General features: G+C 63.9%; 19 protein-coding genes. 11 read left to right on the forward strand and 8 right to left on the reverse strand.

The annotated features are described in order from the left end of the window. Nucleotides 1-162: 162 nt before the first annotated feature. Nucleotides 163-1,461 (forward strand): serine/threonine-protein kinase, encoded by a 1,299-nt coding sequence (locus tag OW521_RS22780; protein WP_268021722.1) that lies wholly within the window; start codon nucleotides 163-165, stop codon nucleotides 1,459-1,461. A gap of 286 nt (nucleotides 1,462-1,747) precedes the next feature. Here the strand turns inward: OW521_RS22780 and OW521_RS22785 are convergent, their stop codons facing one another. Next, nucleotides 1,748-2,005: a DUF6458 family protein gene (locus OW521_RS22785; RefSeq protein ID WP_268021723.1), complete on the reverse strand. Its 258-nt coding sequence runs from the start codon at nucleotides 2,003-2,005 to the stop codon at nucleotides 1,748-1,750. Nucleotides 2,006-2,224: 219 nt separating this feature from the next. On the opposite strand from OW521_RS22785, the gene OW521_RS22790 reads away from it, so the two are divergent. Next, nucleotides 2,225-2,566: a YegP family protein gene (locus tag OW521_RS22790; protein ID WP_268021724.1), complete on the forward strand. Its 342-nt coding sequence runs from the start codon at nucleotides 2,225-2,227 to the stop codon at nucleotides 2,564-2,566. A 56-nt stretch (nucleotides 2,567-2,622) separates the two neighbouring features. Here the strand turns inward: OW521_RS22790 and OW521_RS22795 are convergent, their stop codons facing one another. Together OW521_RS22795 and OW521_RS22800 are read right to left on the reverse strand one after the other, a co-directional pair. Next, complete coding sequence (locus OW521_RS22795; protein ID WP_268021725.1) at nucleotides 2,623-3,075, reverse strand: hypothetical protein; 453 nt, start codon at nucleotides 3,073-3,075, stop codon at nucleotides 2,623-2,625. A 4-nt stretch (nucleotides 3,076-3,079) separates the two neighbouring features. Then, a complete protein-coding gene (locus OW521_RS22800) occupies nucleotides 3,080-4,387 on the reverse strand; it encodes an MFS transporter (protein ID WP_268021726.1) in 1,308 nt (435 codons plus the stop codon). A gap of 492 nt (nucleotides 4,388-4,879) precedes the next feature. Here OW521_RS22800 and OW521_RS22805 point away from each other — a divergent pair, with 492 nt between their 5' ends. From OW521_RS22805 to fdxA, 8 genes are all read left to right on the forward strand, one after another. Then, on the forward strand, nucleotides 4,880-5,488 hold the full coding sequence (locus tag OW521_RS22805; RefSeq protein ID WP_268021727.1) for a helix-turn-helix domain-containing protein: 609 nt from the start codon (nucleotides 4,880-4,882) through the stop codon (nucleotides 5,486-5,488). A 232-nt stretch (nucleotides 5,489-5,720) separates the two neighbouring features. After that, nucleotides 5,721-7,103 carry an FAD-dependent oxidoreductase gene (locus OW521_RS22810; RefSeq protein ID WP_268021728.1) on the forward strand — a complete coding sequence of 461 codons (1,383 nt, stop codon included), beginning with the start codon at nucleotides 5,721-5,723 and terminating at the stop codon, nucleotides 7,101-7,103. After that, nucleotides 7,100-8,359 (forward strand): CaiB/BaiF CoA transferase family protein, encoded by a 1,260-nt coding sequence (locus OW521_RS22815; RefSeq protein ID WP_268021729.1) that lies wholly within the window; start codon nucleotides 7,100-7,102, stop codon nucleotides 8,357-8,359. The genes OW521_RS22810 and OW521_RS22815 overlap by 4 nt, the downstream gene beginning before the upstream one ends. Then, nucleotides 8,356-9,174, forward strand: coding sequence for an enoyl-CoA hydratase-related protein (locus OW521_RS22820; RefSeq protein WP_268021730.1), 819 nt, complete (start codon nucleotides 8,356-8,358; stop codon nucleotides 9,172-9,174). Before OW521_RS22815 ends, OW521_RS22820 begins: the two co-directional genes overlap by 4 nt. Nucleotides 9,175-9,231: 57 nt before the next feature. Continuing rightward, nucleotides 9,232-10,158, forward strand: coding sequence for a dihydrodipicolinate synthase family protein (locus tag OW521_RS22825; protein WP_268021731.1), 927 nt, complete (start codon nucleotides 9,232-9,234; stop codon nucleotides 10,156-10,158). Then, the gene (locus tag OW521_RS22830; protein ID WP_268021732.1) at nucleotides 10,158-10,943 is read left to right on the forward strand and encodes an SDR family oxidoreductase; all 786 of its coding nucleotides are present in this window, start codon (nucleotides 10,158-10,160) and stop codon (nucleotides 10,941-10,943) included. The genes OW521_RS22825 and OW521_RS22830 overlap by 1 nt, the downstream gene beginning before the upstream one ends. Nucleotides 10,944-11,002: 59 nt before the next feature. Continuing rightward, the gene (locus OW521_RS22835) at nucleotides 11,003-12,472 is read left to right on the forward strand and encodes an aldehyde dehydrogenase family protein (protein ID WP_268021733.1); all 1,470 of its coding nucleotides are present in this window, start codon (nucleotides 11,003-11,005) and stop codon (nucleotides 12,470-12,472) included. A gap of 6 nt (nucleotides 12,473-12,478) precedes the next feature. Next, the gene (gene fdxA, locus OW521_RS22840) at nucleotides 12,479-12,796 is read left to right on the forward strand and encodes a ferredoxin (RefSeq protein ID WP_268021734.1); all 318 of its coding nucleotides are present in this window, start codon (nucleotides 12,479-12,481) and stop codon (nucleotides 12,794-12,796) included. Between the two features lie 2 nt (nucleotides 12,797-12,798). Here the strand turns inward: fdxA and OW521_RS22845 are convergent, their stop codons facing one another. The 5 genes from OW521_RS22845 to OW521_RS22865 form a co-directional block, all read right to left on the reverse strand. Beyond that, complete coding sequence (locus OW521_RS22845) at nucleotides 12,799-13,110, reverse strand: hypothetical protein (protein ID WP_268021735.1); 312 nt, start codon at nucleotides 13,108-13,110, stop codon at nucleotides 12,799-12,801. Between the two features lie 31 nt (nucleotides 13,111-13,141). Continuing rightward, the gene (locus OW521_RS22850) at nucleotides 13,142-14,149 is read right to left on the reverse strand and encodes an isopenicillin N synthase family dioxygenase (RefSeq protein WP_268021736.1); all 1,008 of its coding nucleotides are present in this window, start codon (nucleotides 14,147-14,149) and stop codon (nucleotides 13,142-13,144) included. A 53-nt stretch (nucleotides 14,150-14,202) separates the two neighbouring features. Next, entirely contained in the window at nucleotides 14,203-14,550 is a 348-nt protein-coding gene (locus OW521_RS22855; protein ID WP_268021737.1) for a VOC family protein, read from the reverse strand. A gap of 74 nt (nucleotides 14,551-14,624) precedes the next feature. Beyond that, nucleotides 14,625-14,915 carry a hypothetical protein gene (locus OW521_RS22860; protein ID WP_268021738.1) on the reverse strand — a complete coding sequence of 97 codons (291 nt, stop codon included), beginning with the start codon at nucleotides 14,913-14,915 and terminating at the stop codon, nucleotides 14,625-14,627. A 102-nt stretch (nucleotides 14,916-15,017) separates the two neighbouring features. After that, the gene (locus tag OW521_RS22865) at nucleotides 15,018-15,410 is read right to left on the reverse strand and encodes a nuclear transport factor 2 family protein (RefSeq protein WP_268021739.1); all 393 of its coding nucleotides are present in this window, start codon (nucleotides 15,408-15,410) and stop codon (nucleotides 15,018-15,020) included. Between the two features lie 173 nt (nucleotides 15,411-15,583). Between OW521_RS22865 and OW521_RS22870 the strand changes: the two genes are divergently transcribed. Further along, entirely contained in the window at nucleotides 15,584-16,435 is an 852-nt protein-coding gene (locus OW521_RS22870) for an alpha/beta hydrolase (protein WP_268021740.1), read from the forward strand. The last annotated feature ends 3 nt before the right edge of the window (nucleotides 16,436-16,438 follow it).

Here is a 16,438-nt window from a genome sequence, read left to right on the forward strand (position 1 = left end):
CGCGGACGGGCGCTCGGGCCTTTGTTCACCCGCCATTCATCTTGTCAGGGGACTTTCGGCCGAACCGTAACTTTCTGGGCGCTCGGGACGATTACCCTAGAGGGGCGTGTGTCTCGCAAGCTGCATTGCAGTTTCCGCAGGTTCAAGAAAGCGAGGGGAGCTGTGCCGGATGGCTCTATCACCGGAGAGAACGATGCTCTTGTAGCAGGTCGATACAGGCTGGGAAGCCTGATCGGCCGCGGAGCGACGGCGTCCGTGTACCAGGCACAGGATGAGAGACTGGGCCGCGACGTGGCGCTGAAACTCTTTGCTCCGCTATTGGGAGGCCCGGACGAGCTCGCCCGGCACGAAAACGAAATGCGGCTCTTGGCGACATTCAATCATCCCTCGCTCGTCACTCTCTTGGACGCGGGTACCGACCATCGGGACCCGGAGCATGCCCGGACATTCCTCACCATGGAACTGATTCACGGTCCGGACCTGTATGCCAAGTTGCGGGACCGACCGCTGACGACACAGGATGTAGCCAACATAGGAGCGGATCTGGCTTCGGCCCTGGAATACGTCCATGGGCGCGGGATCATCCACCGCGATATCAAACCCGCGAATGTCCTCCTGCCTGACGCCCCCGTAGGATCCCCCATCCGGGCCAAGCTCACCGACTTCGGAATCGCGCGCATCATCGAGGGGACGCGCTTGACCGCAACAGGCACCATGGTGGGAACCGCCGCCTACCTGAGCCCGGAACAGGCCACCGGCTCTGCCCTCGGACCGGCTAGCGATATCTACTCCCTCGGACTTCTCCTCCTCGAATGCCTGACCGGAAAGCTCGAATACCCGGGAACCAGCGTGGAGTCGGCCGTTGCGAGGCTCCATCGCCCACCCCGTGTGCCGGAGGCCCTGGGGACACGGTGGGTTGACCTCCTCACCGCCATGACATCGACTGAGCCTTCCACACGGCCCGGCGCACTAGAGGTTGAGCAAGCACTTCGGAGCGCCGTCAGTTCCGGCGTCCCTGCGGCGACGCCCGTTGGCGCCAGCGGAGCCACGCAGACCCTTCCCCGTATGCCCGACCGTCCGCCCCGGACAGCCAAGGCAACCATCCAGATGCGGGTGCGGCCCGCGGCAACGGCGGGCGAAATCGCGGGCGGGGGCGACGTCGTCGGGCCGGCCTTAAGAAACGGGCGCCAATGGCGAGGGAAGCCGGTAAGCCGCGCGCGCAGACCGGCGTGGGCTGTGGGCGCCGCACTTCTTACCGCCGCCCTGGTGATCGTTGGTGTGAGCGCCTTCCAGCCCCCTGCTCCCGCCGCCCCGGACCGGTCCGTTTCGGCAACGCCGACGCCCAGCACCCCTACGCCAACGCCCTCACCGAGCGTTGAGGCCTCGACGCCGGTTGCGCCTGTTCCGGTGGCACCGGCCCCGGGGCGGCACAAGGGCAACGGCAAGGGAAATGGCGGTTAGGAACCGGCGCCTGCGCTGACGAACGATAGCTCTGGGGGTCGTACATGAACTCGCGGAGCTCCTGCGGGCAACGGCAGGCCACCGCGATCTTCCGTACCCACTCGACCGCGTCCCCGCGCGTCGGCAGTTCCAACACGGCGAACCCACCGGTGAGTTCGGAGCCCGGATAGATATCGGTGCTCACCGAGCCGTCGGCGGAAACCAGTACGGGATCGGTTTCCTCGTCGAATCCGCATCGAAAAGGGGAGGTTCGGCACGCCGACCCTCCCCTTCGTTCCTACTGTTGCTAGATTCCGCCGTCGCGGGTGTCCCGGGTCACGATGCGGTCCCCCGTGACCGGGTCTACTGTGGCGCGGCTTTCGCTGATTCGGCGGGTCCGGCGCGGGCCGAACACGAAAACGGAAACGATCAAGCCGATGACGCCGACAACCATGAGGATGTAGCCGACCATATGGAGGTCAATGAAAGACACGACATCTCCGGGGATGGCGAAGGCCAGGATGGCGCCTATCGCGATAAGGAAAATGGATGATCCGATACCCACTGCTGTACCTCCTGCTGAACCGCGGACCCGGCGGTGGCGGGTATTACTAAGGTTACTTTGCATCGCCAAAGCTACACGTCAGCACCTCATCCGGCAACCACGCCCGGAGTATCCGGAATCCGGGCGGTACAACCTGAGAAAACTAAGGGTGCTTTGCTTTAAGGTGACCGCCGGGTACGGTCGATAGAAGGACGATATGTCTCTATTGGGGAGGTCAGCGTGGCAGGAAAGTTTGAACTGTTTGTCGATGCGCGGGAACGCTACAGGTTCCGGCTTAAGGCAGCGGACGGGACTGTCATGGCGGTCTCGAAGGATTTTGAGACAAAACGCGCCGCAGTGGTGGGAATCCGCGAAGTGCGGGCATGCGCGGGAATGGGACTGATCACGGACCTGTGCCCGGGCCAGCCGGCAGCACCCGGACCAACACCGGGAATCTCCGCGCCTGCCCTGCCCGAAGCGAGGCCGCCCCGGGGCCGGAATTGGCTGGGCCGAACCTCCATCACTCGCAGGCGCGGCCACAAAGCACTGACGTCCAAGAGATGGCTCGACCGGGTCAAATAGCAGTCGAACTGCAGAACTGGCCGGGACTCAATGAGTCCCGGCCAGTCCCATTGCGCTTAGTACGTCCTCATGGCTTCCGGCGGTTGGGTGGTCCATTCGGTCTCGGTGGCGCGCATCCAGGGATACGGCAGGAGTTCCTCCAAGCCGACACTTCCAACCTCTCCCCCGGCATCAACCAGGACAGTTGCCTCGGCCGCAAAGTTCCGCAGCAGCTCCCGGCAAACCCCGCAAGGGTTGGTGACCTGGGGTTCGCCGTGTTCGTCCATGCTCACTGCGACGGACGACCGGATGGAGGCTTCCTGCGCGATGCGGGCATTGGCGAGGGCGCTGGATTCGGCACACACGTTGATTCGTTTCGAGCCGATGTGAAGGCCCAGGTAGATCGCCCCTGACTCGCCTCGCATCGCCGCGGCCACCCGGTGGTTCTCGCCGTGGTGGGCGGTGAGAAGCAGCTGACGGGCCGCAGTGTAGAGCTCCACATCGGACTGGCTGAGGTCAAACGAGATCACATTCCTACCTTCCAATGAAGATGCCGTTCTTCCGCCGCGCCAGCACGTAGAACACGATGCTCAGTGCGGACAGGACGGCCACATAGACCGGGAAGATCCACGATGCATTCACGGACTGAAGCCAGACCAGCAGGTAAGAAGCCGTGCCGCCGAAGAGGGCGACGCCGATTCCGTAGCCGAGTGCAGTTCCGGCGCCACGGCAGGACTTCGGCATCAGGGAACTTGTGACGACGTTGTAGAGGGTCATGTTCAGGACCAGGACCACCGAGCCGCCCAGGAGGACCGCAGCGAATCCGCCGATGCCTGGACGGACGTACATCAGCATCAAGAAGACCGAAGGAATGGACAGCGCACGAGTGATCAGGAACCACTTCGAAATCGACCGACCATCGGCGAGTTTGCCGATCACCAGGCTGCCGACAACCAGCACCACACCAAGAATGGTGGTGAGGGCGAAGACGGCGGTCGCGTCTTCCTTGAAGCCGCTGCGGGCCGCAGTGGGAAGTCCTGTGTTCCAGGCGTAGTTGTAGGCTTGGGCCGCTCCAACAACGAACGTAATCGCCAACACGCTTAGCCAATGCTTGCCCACCCCACCCCAGACCGCCTTCGACGAGGAGTTTTGGGCAAGCTCTTCCGGCTTCATGGTCTCCGGAAGGGTCCGGCGCAGGTAGACCACGACGAAACCAAACAGTGCACCCACGATGAAGGGGACACGCCAACCCCAGTCAGCCATGACGGCACCACTCAGCATCAGGCTGCACAAATAGCTGACCAGCGAAGCAAGCAGGATGCCCGAGTTGACGAAGAAGGAGATGATGCCTGCGACGAACCCTTCGCGCCCCTCCGGCACCAGCTCGACGGCGTGGGCGGTGGAAAGGGGTGCCTCAACACCCGTGGAGATGCCCTGCACAACGCGGCAGACCAGGAGGATGACGCCGGCAGCGCCGCCGATCTGCTGGTACGTAGGGCACAAAGCGATGATCAGCGTAGTGATCGCCATCATCATGATGGACCAAAGCATCACTTTTCGACGGCCGATTCTATCCGCGAAGGTACCGAGCAGGACGCCGCCAAGCGGGCGGAACGCGAAGCCGACGGCGAAGACCGCCAGGGCGTTGAGGGTTGCGGCGGTGGGGTCCTGCGAGGGGAAGAACTTTGGCCCGATGAATGCCGACAGGAGTCCGAAGACCATCCAGTCATACCACTCAAGGGTGTTCCCGAGTCCGAGGCCCAGCAGCCCACGTCGGATTTCCGGAGAGAGCCGGGATTTCCGGGCGCTCTCCGGGCCAGTCTTGACGACAGTGTCAGTCATGATTCTTTCCTTCCTCCACACCTTCGCGGTGCGTGAGGGTACGGATCACCATTGCCGCCCGGAGGGTGGCAAGTGATCGAAACTATCATTTTGGCTTGGTTCGGCAGGGCCGCACCAGCTCACCTCATGGGAGGAGAGTCAGCCCAGATAGCTACGCGTGCCTCTTCGTAGCGCTTGAATGCAAACGACGACATCCAGCCCGGCGACAAGGAGCTTGGACGGTGCGCTTGGATATCGCAGCATCAGCATGGAGAACACGAAGATGGACGTAGGGCGGGCTGGACCTTCCGCCAGAAGGATGAAAGCGCCCACGTTTCCGATCGTGCAGCAAACTTCCCCACGTGATGCGACTCACATAACTATATTGAAGATTTTCACCAGGTCAATGCTTTTTGAGAAATACCCCTCAGAAAGAATCTTCACCAAACCATTGATTCGCTAAAATTTTTCACTATAGTTATGTGAGTCAGCTCACCGAGAGAAAGCTGGATCATGACCAACGAGATCATTGCGGCATCCTCACCGGCCGGCACGAGCGCACTTCTTGCAACTGTCGGCAACAAGGTCCGCACCATGCGTAAGGACAAAGGGATGACCTTGTCCAAACTCTCGGAGATCACTGGCCTCAGCCCGGCGATCGTTAGCCAGATCGAGCGTGGACTGGCCAATCCGTCATTCACCACCTTGGCGCAACTGGCTCACGGCTTGGACATCCCTGTGGGGAAATTCTTCCTCGGGCAGGAAGAGACCAGGTCGCCCGTTGTCCGTAAGTCCGAGCGGCGAAACCTCAAAGGCGTTACCAAGAAGTCCGTGGGAGAGGCAGTCTATGAGCTGCTCACCCCGGATCTCAATGGCGCGTTGGAGGCCCAATGGATCGTGAGCCCGCCAGGCCACGACACCAGCGCCACTCCTTTCCGCCACAGCGGCGAGGAATTCGGCATCATCCTCTCGGGAAAGAAAGACATCTTCCTTGATGGGGAGTGCTACACGCTAGAGGCGGGCGATTCGATTACTTTCTCCTCGGATACGCCCCACTGGTACAAAAACAGCTACGAAGAGGTATGCGTAGCGATCTGGGTCAACGCCCCCCACGTGTGGTGATTAGCCGGGCCTAGCGTCCGTCGTCCGCGTACACCGACACGTACGGACCCTTCGGTGTCCGTTCGCAAACATCTCCATTTCCGCGTCCAGGTCCCTCAGGACCTCTACTCGTCATGCCCTCCGCCAGGTCCAGTCCGCTGTTTGCGTCCCCGCGAGCTCCTCCTGAGCACCTCTTCTATACCCCGGCAACCGTTCCAACGGCATGCCTGCCGGGAAGTAAGGATCCTCCACCATGAACCCCATTGCCACCACATCGTCACTGGAACTCAGTACGACGACGGCGGATCTCACCGCACCAGTCATTTCCCGCTCAGACGTCCTCGTAGTCGGCGGTGGTCCCGCTGGTGTGGCCGCGGCCGTTACTGCAGCACGTTCCGGCGCATCCGTTACGCTTCTGGAGCGCTACTCCTCGCTTGGTGGCCTTGCCTCCGGCGGCATGGTCCTGGTGCTCGACGACATGATCAACGGCCAGGAAATCACGGTCACCGGCATCGTTTCGGAGTATGTGGAACGCCTGGAGAAGCTCGGCCTGGCGATTGTCCCGCCTGCAGATGACCGCAAGACCTCCGAGGAACTCTGGAACAAGTGGGGCCGCTATGGCACCTTCGACTTCCACTCCCACACCAACCCCAAGCCCATCTGCTACGCCGCAGCCTTCGATCCCGACGGCTGGAAGCGCGTCTCCAACGACCTCGTCCGCGAAGCCGGCGTCAACCTCCGCCTGCACTCGTGGTTCTCACGCCCGATCGTGGACAACGGCGTCATCAAGGGTGTCATTTGCGAGACCAAGTCCGGCCCGCAGGCGTTCATGGCGGACATTGTCATCGACACGACCGGCGACATCGACGTCGCCTCCCGTGCCGGAGCCAGCCACATCAAGGACAGCTACCTCACCACCCTCGTCTTCCGCCTCGGCAACGTAGACACCGCCGCCGCGGAGGCCTTTGAACAGGCCAACCCGAAGGAAGCACGTGCCATCAACCGGACCATCAAGCGCCTCCTTGGCGGCGCTTGGGAACTGTGGTGGCTCAAGACCCCGATCGACGGCGTGGTCTGGTGCAACGCTCCCCACATGACCGGGTACGACGGCGTGGACCCGGCGGACATGACAGCCGCCGAGTTCGCTGCACGTGACCGGATCACTGAGGCGGTGGAGTACGTCCGCGCCCACCTGCCGGGCTTTGAGAACTGCTACATGCTCGACGTCGCGTCCCAGATGGGGGTCCGGCAAACCCGCCTTCTCGACGGAGAATACGTCATGACGAAGGACGACGTCACCTCCCGCCGCCACTTTGCGGACACCGTGGCACGCGGCCGTGACTACTACTACCCGTACCGCTCGCTGCTCCCCAAGGAAGTGGACCAGTTGCTCGTGGCTGGCCGCCACTACTCGGCCACCCCGGAGGCTCAGAAAATGTCCCGCGAGATTCCCCCGTGCATGGCCATGGGCCAGGCAGTCGGCGTCGCCGCGGCCCTCGCCGTCGAAAACGGTGTCACTGTCCGCGAGGTCTCCGCGCAGGACATCCAGCAGGGCATGCGCCGGCACGGCGCGGACCCCGGCGACGTCCCGTCGTCGAACGCTACCCTCGACAACGAAGCTGTGGTGGGGGCATGAGCACCGACACCCTTCTCGATGAGTTTGAGGAAACCACGACGGCGGCGCCCGCCGCCGCTGCCAAGCCCAACGGCACCCCGCTCCCCCTCGACGGCATCAAGATCGTGGACTTCACCCAGGTGTTCATGGGACCGTCCTGTACTCAACTCTTGGGCGATTACGGCGCGGACATCATCAAGGTGGAACGCCCGGGCGCCGGCGACATCTCGCGCAACTCGTTCCCGGACAAGGACGGCCAGGACAATCCCATCTTTCTGTCCATCAACCGGAACAAGCGCAGCATTTCCGTGGACACCCGCACCGACGAGGGCAAGGCGGTCCTCCGCCGCGTCATGGCCGACGCCGACGTGGTGGTCAGCAACTTCCGTTCCGGCGTGATGGAGCGGATGGGCTTTGGCTACGAGGAACTCAAGGCCGGGAACCCGGGTCTCATTTGGGCCTCCGGCACGGGCTTCGGCCCGGTTGGCCCCTACTCCCACAAAGGCGGCCAGGACGCGATCGCGCAGGCCTATTCGGGCGTGATGTGGCGCCGTGAATCGGACGACATGAAGCCGTCCATCTACCCCACCACGCTGTGCGACTACATCACGGGCATGCACCTCATGCAGGGCATCCTGCTGGCATTGCGTACCCGGTCGACCTCCGGTGCCGGGCAAAAGGTCGAGGTGACGATGTACGACTCCATGCTCCACCTGCAGATGCAGGAGGCCTGCATGCAGCTCAACCGTGGCTACGAGGTCAACTGGGGCGCCATGCCCCTGAGTGGCGTCTTCGAAACCACCGACGGAGCCGTCTGCATGGTGGGCGGTTTCACCCCGGACCCGCTCGCACGGATTTCCGAAGCGCTGGGCCTGGACGAGGACCTCACGCAGCGGCCCGAGTTCGCCAACCTGCAGCAGCAGTTCAAGCACAAGCCGGCCTTGCAGGCTATTTTCAGGGAGCGCATCGCCACGGACACCACTGAATACTGGACCAACCAGCTCGAAAGCCAAGGCCTGCTCAACGCGCCTGTCCACACCCTGGAGCAGGCCTTGGCCGATGCCCAGACAGAAGCCAACGGGATGATCGTGGAAGCGGAACACCCGGGCGTCGGCACGGTGAAGATGCTCAACGCGCCCATCCGGCTCTCCGCTACGCCGCCCACCGTCCGCCGCGTGGCGCCGAGGCTCGGCGAACACAACGTGGAAGTCCTGCTCGAGAACGGCTTCGACAAGGAGACCATCGAGCGCCTGCAGAAGTTGGGGGTCCTCCGGTGACTGCTTCGATAGACGAGTCAGTAGAGACAATCGTGGACGAGGTCACCCTGACCATCGAGAACCACATAGCCACAGTGGTCATAGACCGCCAGCACGTGCTCAACGCCGTCGACGGGACCGCCCAGGCCAGGCTCAATGAGATCTGGGACCAGCTCGAAGCTGATCCTGAAGTACGCGCCGTCGTCATCACCGGTGCCGGCGCGCGCGCGTTCTGCGTGGGGGCGGACATGTCCGCCTCTGCCGTGGACAAGACCGGCCTGCAGTACTGGGCCGAACTCGACCCCAACGGCTTCGGAGGACTGAGCCTGAGGACGAGCCTGGACATTCCAGTGATTGCCCGGGTGAACGGCTACGCGCTGGGCGGCGGCATGGAGATCGTGCTCGGTGCCGACATCGTCGTCGCAGCGGACACCGCGCGATTCGGCCTCACTGAACCTCGCGTCGGGCGTCTGGCGCTCGACGGCGGGATCCATCAGCTGGTGCGCCGCGTCCCGTACACCCAGGCGATGGGCATGCTCCTCACTGGTCGCAAGGCCGAGGCCTCGGAGATGCAATCGATGGGATTGGTCAACGAAGTGGTTCCCGCAGATGAGCTCGACGCCGCGGTGCAGCGCTGGGTGGACCAGATCCTCGCGTGCGCGCCCAGCTCCGTCCGGGCCGTCAAGCAGATGGTCATCAGGACCGGCCACCTCAGTGCCGCGGAAGCCCGCGGCCTCAGGCTACCGGCCCTCATGGCCGCCCTGGACAGTGAAGACTCCGCCGAAGGCGTGCGCGCCTTCCAGGAAAAGCGCCCGCCAGTGTGGCCGGGCCGCTAGATGCGGCGCGAACAAGTGCAGGACACCGAACTTCAGCATGAACGGAAGGACAATCCCATGCGGGAATCACTGACACCCGGAGTGTGGGGCGTCGTCGCCACGCCATTCCAGGGCAGCACCCTGAATCTGGACACCGGCAGCCTGGCCCAGTTGGTGGAGCACTATGAATCGATCGGCGCCACCGGGCTGACTGTCTTGGGTGTCTTCGGCGAGGCCGCCGCCCTGACCGCAGCGGAGCGCAGCCTGGCGCTGGAAGTGGTAGTCGAAGAAACCCGATTGCCCCTTGTGGTGGGGGTGACCTCGCTCTTCACCGGCACCGCGGTCGAAGAAATCCGCGCGGCCCAGGCCCTGGCCGGAGACCGGCTCGCGGCAGTCATGGTGCAAGCCAATTCGGCACGCCCGGAGGTGGTGATCGCGCACCTTAACGCCATCCACCAATCCACCGGCGCCAAGGTGGTCCTGCAGGACTACCCGGTGGCCAGCGGCGTCAGCATCAGCACGGAAGCACTTATTTACGTAGTCCAGACGTGCAAGTTCGTCGTCGCGGTAAAGGCGGAGGCCCCGCCCACGAGTGTGGCCATCGCCCAGCTGGCTGCCGCCGTCGACGTCTCCGTGTTCGGTGGGCTGGGCGGACAAGGGCTGCTGGATGAGCTGGTGGCCGGCGCCGCAGGCGCCATGACGGGGTTCTCCTTCCCGGAAGCCCTCGTGGCCTGCGTCCGCGCATGGCAGTCCAACGGCTACGACGCCGCCCGGGACGCACTGCTCCCGTATCTGCCGCTCATCAACTTCGAGCAGCAGGCCCGGATCGCCCTGGCGGTCCGGAAGGAGTGTTTCCGCGAGCGGGGCCTCATCAAGGACTCCGGCGTCCGCCCGCCTGCGGCTCCTTTCCCCGAGGTCCTCAGGAACGGAATGCTGACGCACCTCGCTGAAGCCGCCCGTGCACTCTCGCTTGCCCCAACCGCCCACACAGCAGGAAGGCTCTGATGGATTTCGGAATCAGCGGAAAGACCGCCTTCGTCGCCGCGTCCACTGGAGGACTCGGACTCGCCGTCGCCCGCGCCCTCGCTGCCGAGGGCGTGCGGGTGGCCGTTACCGGCCGCCGCGGCGAACTGGCCGAGAAGATCGCGGCGGAGCTGCAGGCCGACGGCCACAGCGCCGTGGCTGTCGAAGCGGACCTGAGCACCGCGGACGGAGTGACCGCCGCCGTCGAACGTGCCGTGGATCTGCTCGGTCCCATCGATATCCTGGTGCTCAATGGCCCCGGCCCCAAGCCCGGAGCCGCAGCGAGCCTTGGCGCCGACGACATCGCTGCGGCGTTCGAGTTGCTGGTGAAACCGCACCACGCGCTTGTCTCGAAGATCCTGCCAGGGATGCGGGAGCGGCGCTGGGGGCGAATCCTGGCCATCGGATCCAGCGGAATCGTGGCACCCCTGCCCAACCTTGCGGTCTCCAACACGGGCCGTGCAGCATTGGCCGGTTACCTCAAGACCCTTGCGGCTGAAGTAGCCCTCGACGCCGTCACGGTCAACATGCTCTTGCCCGGACGCATCGGCACAGACCGGGTCGCCGAGCTGGACCGGGCGGCAGCCAAGCGCCGCGGCACCACACCGGAGGAAATCCAACTCGAATCGCGCAAGACCATCCCGGCACGGCGCTACGGCGAACCCGAAGAGTTCGGTGCCGCGGGCGCCTTCCTCTGTAGTGCCCCGGCGTCGTACATCACCGGCGTCGCGCTTCGCTGCGACGGCGGCCTGATCCGGAGTCTCTAGTCCCCGGTCTCCAACAAAACCAAACTGCCCAATCCCAACTGCCAAGCCAAAGGATTACCATGACTTCCACCGCGACAGAATCAGCAACCTCCACCGACGCGGCAAGCGCGCTGCACCTGATCAACGGCGAATGGTGCGGTGAGCCCGAAACCCAGCGAATCAACCCGGCCCGCCCGGACGAACTCGCTTCCCTCTCCCCGAGTGGCACCGCCGCCGATGTCGACGCGGCCATCACCGCCGCTGCCGCCGCCCAACCGGCATGGGCAGCCTTGCCCGCCCCGACGCGTGGCGCCATCCTCATGACCGCCGGCAACCTGCTCGCGGACCGCCAAAGCGCCATCGCAGAGGACCTGGTCCGCGAGGAAGGCAAGACCCTCGCCGAGGCCATGGGAGAGGTCAAGCGCGCCTCGGACGTGCTGCGCTTCTTCGGCTCCCTCGGCTGGGCCGCCAGTGGCGAAGTGCTGCCCAGCGGCCTGCCGGACACGACCATCACCACCCGGCGCGAGCCGCTTGGCGTCGTCGGCCTCATTACCCCGTGGAACTTCCCCATTGCCATCCCGGCATGGAAAGCCGCCCCCGCACTCATCAGCGGTAACGCTGTGGTCATCAAGCCGGCCGAACTCACCCCGCTCTCCGCGACCCACCTCGCCCACGCGCTGCGGGACGCCGGACTCCCGGCCGGGATCTTCAACGTGGTGCACGGCAAGGGCCGCGTGGTGGGCGACGCCTTGGCGCGCGATCCCCGCATCGCCGGGCTGTCCTTCACCGGATCCACCAAAGTGGGGCTCGGGCTCCAGGAAATCCTGAACGCCCGCCGTGCCCGCGTGCAGCTGGAAATGGGCGGCAAGAACGGTGTTTTGGTCCTCGACGACGCCGATCCGCGCAAAGCCGCTGCGGTAGTCGCAGCCGGCGCGTTCGGACTCACCGGCCAGGCGTGCACGGCAACGTCCCGCGTCTACGTCACCCCGGGCATCCGCGACGCCTTTCTTGAGGCCCTGGTTGCCGAAGCGGCCAAGTACACTGCCGGTGACGGCCTCGACGGCGCCAAGATGGGCGCGGTGGTGAGCAGCCAGCAGTTCGAACAGGACCAGGCTGCGGTGCGCACCGCCGTCGAACGCGGCGCCACCCTCCTGCACGGAGAATACGACGGCGATTCCTCCGGCGCGCTGTTCTTCCCGGCCGCTGTGCTCACTGATATTCCGTTTGACGACGCTGCCGTGACGGAGGAAATCTTCGGTCCGGTGGTTGCGGTCCTGGAGGTCCCCGATTACGAGGCGGGCCTCGCCGCGATCAACGATTCCCGCTACGGCCTCACGGCCGGCATCTGCACAGATTCTTTGGTCCTGGCCACTGACTTTGCCGCGCGGGCGCAGGCTGGCGTGATCAAGGTCAACCGCCCCACGGCGGGCCTGGACTTGAACGTGCCGTTCGGTGGCGTGAAGGACTCCTCCACCAACACCTTCCGCGAGCAGGGCAAGTCCGCACTGGACTTCTTCACCTGGGGCAAGACCGTCTACACGGGTGTGTAGCGCGCCATGACGTACGTGATCGCGCAGCCCTGCGTGGATGTCAAGGACAAAGCCTGCATCGACGAATGCCCGGTGGACTGCATCTACGAAGGCGAACGCTCGCTCTACATCCATCCGTCCGAGTGCGTGGATTGCGGTGCGTGCGACCCCGTCTGCCCGGTTGAGGCAATCTACTACTCCGACGATGTCCCGGACGAGTGGGCAGACTATGTCCGCGCCAACGTCGAGTTCTTCGAGGACCTCGGATCCCCGCAAGGAGCATCGGCGCTGGGGAACCTCGGCCGGGACCACCCGGTGGTTGCAGCGGCGCCAGTACCGGGCTGATGTTAAGCGGCCAGCCTTGCCCGGATCGCCTCTCGAAGCGACTCCAGGCTGGGCAGGCCGGACAGGCCCCCGGCCGTACGGTAGACACGACACGTCATGGCCGGCTCTGCTGCAGAGGGGAAGAGGTCAATTCCGTCCACCGTGAATGTCGGGGATCCGTGGAATCCGGACGCTTCGGCCTCTTCGTCGCTCGTGATCTCCCTGGCCGCAATCAAGGCCGGGTCGTTCCCTTCCAGTTCAACGGCCCGGGAGAACAATTCCCTGGCCGCGGTGCCATGGGGACAGTCCTGGATGGTGAGCAATTCGAAATCCATGACCCCATTATCCGGCACCGCACTGTCAGGCTCACAGCAGGTCGGCGTGATGCTCTGCGACGACGTTCGGGTGGGCCCGAAGCCGGTAACGGAGCGCGTTGTCACCGTAGGTCTCCAGAATCGGACTATTCGTCGGGTCAACCGATAAGCCGCGGGCTTTTGCCTGGAACTCAGGGCTCACGGCAAGCTGCGGCATAGTCGCGTCAAGTGCAGGATTGTAGAAGAAGGGAAGGGAAATCCGGTCCGTTCCTCGAAGCGGTGAGATGACCCGGTGCAGGGTCGCCTTGAGGTAGCCGTTGGTGGCTAGTTCCAGCATTTCGCCGATATTGACCACGAAAGTCCCCGGCACTTGGGGCGCGTCGATCCACTTCCCTTGATACTCGACCTGGAGACCGCCCTTTCCCGGCTCAACCAAGAGGAGTGTCAGCACGCCTCCGTCACGGTGGGACCCCACACCCTGCTTGGGTTCCGGGTTCGACTCCCCCGGATATCTCACAATCTTGAGGACAGGGAAAGCCCGTGCGGCGAATGCCGCATCAAAGGTGTCCTCGGGCGCTCCGAGGGAAACTGCAAGGGCCCGCAGCAGGGCCAGGGAGATGGTGCTTAGCCGTTCGGTCCATTCTGAGACAATCTCCCGCATTTCCGGCAGCGCATCGGGCCACAGGTTGGGCCCCTCCAGGCGCCAATATTCCGCGACACCGGGACCCGGTTCAACAGAGTCACGTTCGACGCCGATGTCGATCTGCTCGCGCCAGTCGATCCCGCCGTCCGTGAGCTCGCCGCCAACGCGGGTGTAGCCGCGGAATTGGGGGCTGCGGACGTTCTCGATCGCGAGTTTTTCTTCTTCCGGCAGCTCGAAAAAGCGGCGCGACACGTCGAGAATGGCGTCCGTCAACTCCTGCGGAATGCCGTGGCCAGCCAGGTAGAGGAAGCCAACCTCATGCATGGCATCGCGCAGTTCGTCACGGAATCGGGCGGCCTCCTCCGGCCCTGCATTCAGACGGGAGAAATCGATTACGGGCAATGTATCGAGTGTCAATGCATTTCGTCCTTTTCATCGAGTGTCGCAAGCCTGCGCATTGTCCTGTCGCTTCAGTTCGGCTGTTTGGGACGCCACACGCCGAAACGGTTGCCGTGCGGGTCCAGGAGGTGCGCGAACTCGATCGCGCCGTTGTCGACGAACGGGATGGCTACCCTCGCACCGAGCGACTCGGCCCTAGCGATCGCGGCTTTTACATCGTCGACTTGCACGTAGAAGATCGCCCACGATGTTCCCTCGAGCGAGGACGTGTCCCACAACCCTCCCTTGTCGCCATTCACCATCTGGTAGCTGGCAGGCGAGGACTCACCAAACGACCAGTCGAAGAGTGAGCCGTAGAAGGCCCGCGCGCTCTCAGGATCGGGCGAACCGACTTCAAAGTAGTTCACTACGGAGGCCATGACAGTTTCCTTTACATTTCCGCCGCTGAAGGTCGAAGGCCGCCCGCGAGACCTGGGGGCGGCCTTCCTGATAGTTAGGGCATGACCTTGTAGAGATCGACGCCCGTCTCTTCCGGGGGCGACTCGAATCCACCCTCGATGCCCGCCTGCATGCGGGGCATGAGAATGCCGTCGCGGAATTTCTCCCAACTCTCTTTTGACTCGTGGACGGCCATTATCGTCCAACCGCCGGCCGAGGGGCCTGCGGCGTGGAAAGTCTGCCCCTCGGGCAGGAGCCCCTCCCCTGGGTGGACAGCGGCAATTGACGCCTCGTATTGGTCCTTCGTCCCTCCTGGGAAGAAGTGCACGACTCCATACAGCTCCATATCTGCTCCTTGCTGGTGTAAACGGGTGTGGACATGCCAAGCAATAGACCCCGCCACCCGGGATGTCAATGAGTTTTCAGGGGCAGGATCCAATTCCGGGATTCAGGTCCAGAATTCGTCTGCCTTGGCCGTGTCCTCGAAGAACTCCCTTCCCTCTACAACCTTTCCGTCGCGGAGGACGTACGTGATGGCGGTCGCCAGATCCAATGTCTTTCCGTTGTTCTCTGCGTGGCTTTGCTGGAGCCCAATTGTGTGGTTTTCTCCGCCGACGATGTCCTGGACCGTCGCTTGGAAGGTACCCTGGGAGCGCGCTCCCAGCTCGCCGAAATACGCCAGGATCGCGTCGCGTCCCTGCTTCGTCCCGGACAGCACGCCATTTCCAGCCGCGTACCAGACTGCGTCCTCCGCGAATAGCTCGCTGAGTGCCGCCAGATCACCTGCGTTAAAGGCCTCGTACCCCCGCCGGACCAATTCAGCGTTTTCTGTAGCTCCCATGTCGGATACCTCTCCGTCATCCTCGTCGGTCAATGGGACGGCTTAAGGCTATTCCTGGCCAGAGTGCCTGTCGATGGAAAGCTCCAAGTGCGGGGACCACACCAAGGGACGCTGCCGGCAATTCAGTGGCAAGCTTGACTACAAAGACGCCGCACCCATACGGAGGGCAAGCCGTGATTGACACCGCTGAAGCCGTTCTCCACGACGGCACGACAATCCCCATAACCTTGCACGGAAACGGACGCGCCCTTCTGGTCCCGGCCCGCGTCGCCCCCTATCCGCCGGAGGAAGCCGAAATGATGCGCCGCTGGGGCGCTGATCCGGATCTGGGACCCAACTTGGTCAACGGACTCGCGCAAACACACCGGGTCGTCGTCGCCGATTACGAGGGTCACCGGATGGCACACCCCGCGCCGGAGACCCTTACTCCAGGGAATGTCACGGCTGATCTCCTTGCCATCGCCGACGCCGCCGACGCCGGCAGCTTCGCCTACTACGGCTACTCCTGGCTGGCACTCTGCGGCCTGCAACTCGCAATCCGCACCGACCGGCTTTGGGCGCTGGTGATGGGCGGCTTCCCTCCCCTCGATGGGCCTTACGAGAGCATGTTGGCGGTGACCCGGGCAGCACATTCGATGTCCATACAATCCGCCGACCTGGTTCCTTCGCCGACCACGGACGTTGAGCCTGGAGACTGGGATTCGGTGCCGGTTCAAACGAACGAAGCCCAGACCCGCCAATTCGTGACCCTCTACGAAGCCCTTCAAGACTTCGACGATTCCTCCGCCGAAGTCCCGCCGGGCTTGCCCCGCCTCGCCTTCGCAGGGGCGGACGACCGGATCGATTACGGCCCGGCGTGGGGCAACGTCGAGGTGAAGATCGGCGAGCCCCTGGCGACACACAAACAAGCCCTCATTGAGGCCGGATGGGAGGTCCAAGTACTTCCCGGCCTCGACCACATCAGCGCGATGCACAGCTCAGTCGTCTTGCCCATCTTGAGCGACTGGCTCCAGAAGGTCGGCTAGGTC

This window comes from Arthrobacter sp. MMS18-M83, from assembly GCF_026683955.1.
In the GTDB taxonomy this organism is placed as follows: domain Bacteria; phylum Actinomycetota; class Actinomycetes; order Actinomycetales; family Micrococcaceae; genus Arthrobacter.

Coding starts and splice junctions, on each gene's coding strand:
- OW521_RS22800 (WP_268021726.1), bottom strand. CDS start 4,387: ATGACTGACACTGTCGTCAAGACTGGCCCGGAGAGCGCCCGGAAATCC.
- OW521_RS22805 (WP_268021727.1), top strand. CDS start 4,880: ATGACCAACGAGATCATTGCGGCATCCTCACCGGCCGGCACGAGCGCA.
- OW521_RS22810 (WP_268021728.1), top strand. CDS start 5,721: ATGAACCCCATTGCCACCACATCGTCACTGGAACTCAGTACGACGACG.
- OW521_RS22815 (WP_268021729.1), top strand. CDS start 7,100: ATGAGCACCGACACCCTTCTCGATGAGTTTGAGGAAACCACGACGGCG.
- OW521_RS22825 (WP_268021731.1), top strand. CDS start 9,232: ATGCGGGAATCACTGACACCCGGAGTGTGGGGCGTCGTCGCCACGCCA.
- OW521_RS22830 (WP_268021732.1), top strand. CDS start 10,158: ATGGATTTCGGAATCAGCGGAAAGACCGCCTTCGTCGCCGCGTCCACT.
- OW521_RS22835 (WP_268021733.1), top strand. CDS start 11,003: ATGACTTCCACCGCGACAGAATCAGCAACCTCCACCGACGCGGCAAGC.
- fdxA (WP_268021734.1), top strand. CDS start 12,479: ATGACGTACGTGATCGCGCAGCCCTGCGTGGATGTCAAGGACAAAGCC.
- OW521_RS22845 (WP_268021735.1), bottom strand. CDS start 13,110: ATGGATTTCGAATTGCTCACCATCCAGGACTGTCCCCATGGCACCGCG.
- OW521_RS22855 (WP_268021737.1), bottom strand. CDS start 14,550: ATGGCCTCCGTAGTGAACTACTTTGAAGTCGGTTCGCCCGATCCTGAG.
- OW521_RS22860 (WP_268021738.1), bottom strand. CDS start 14,915: ATGGAGCTGTATGGAGTCGTGCACTTCTTCCCAGGAGGGACGAAGGAC.
- OW521_RS22865 (WP_268021739.1), bottom strand. CDS start 15,410: ATGGGAGCTACAGAAAACGCTGAATTGGTCCGGCGGGGGTACGAGGCC.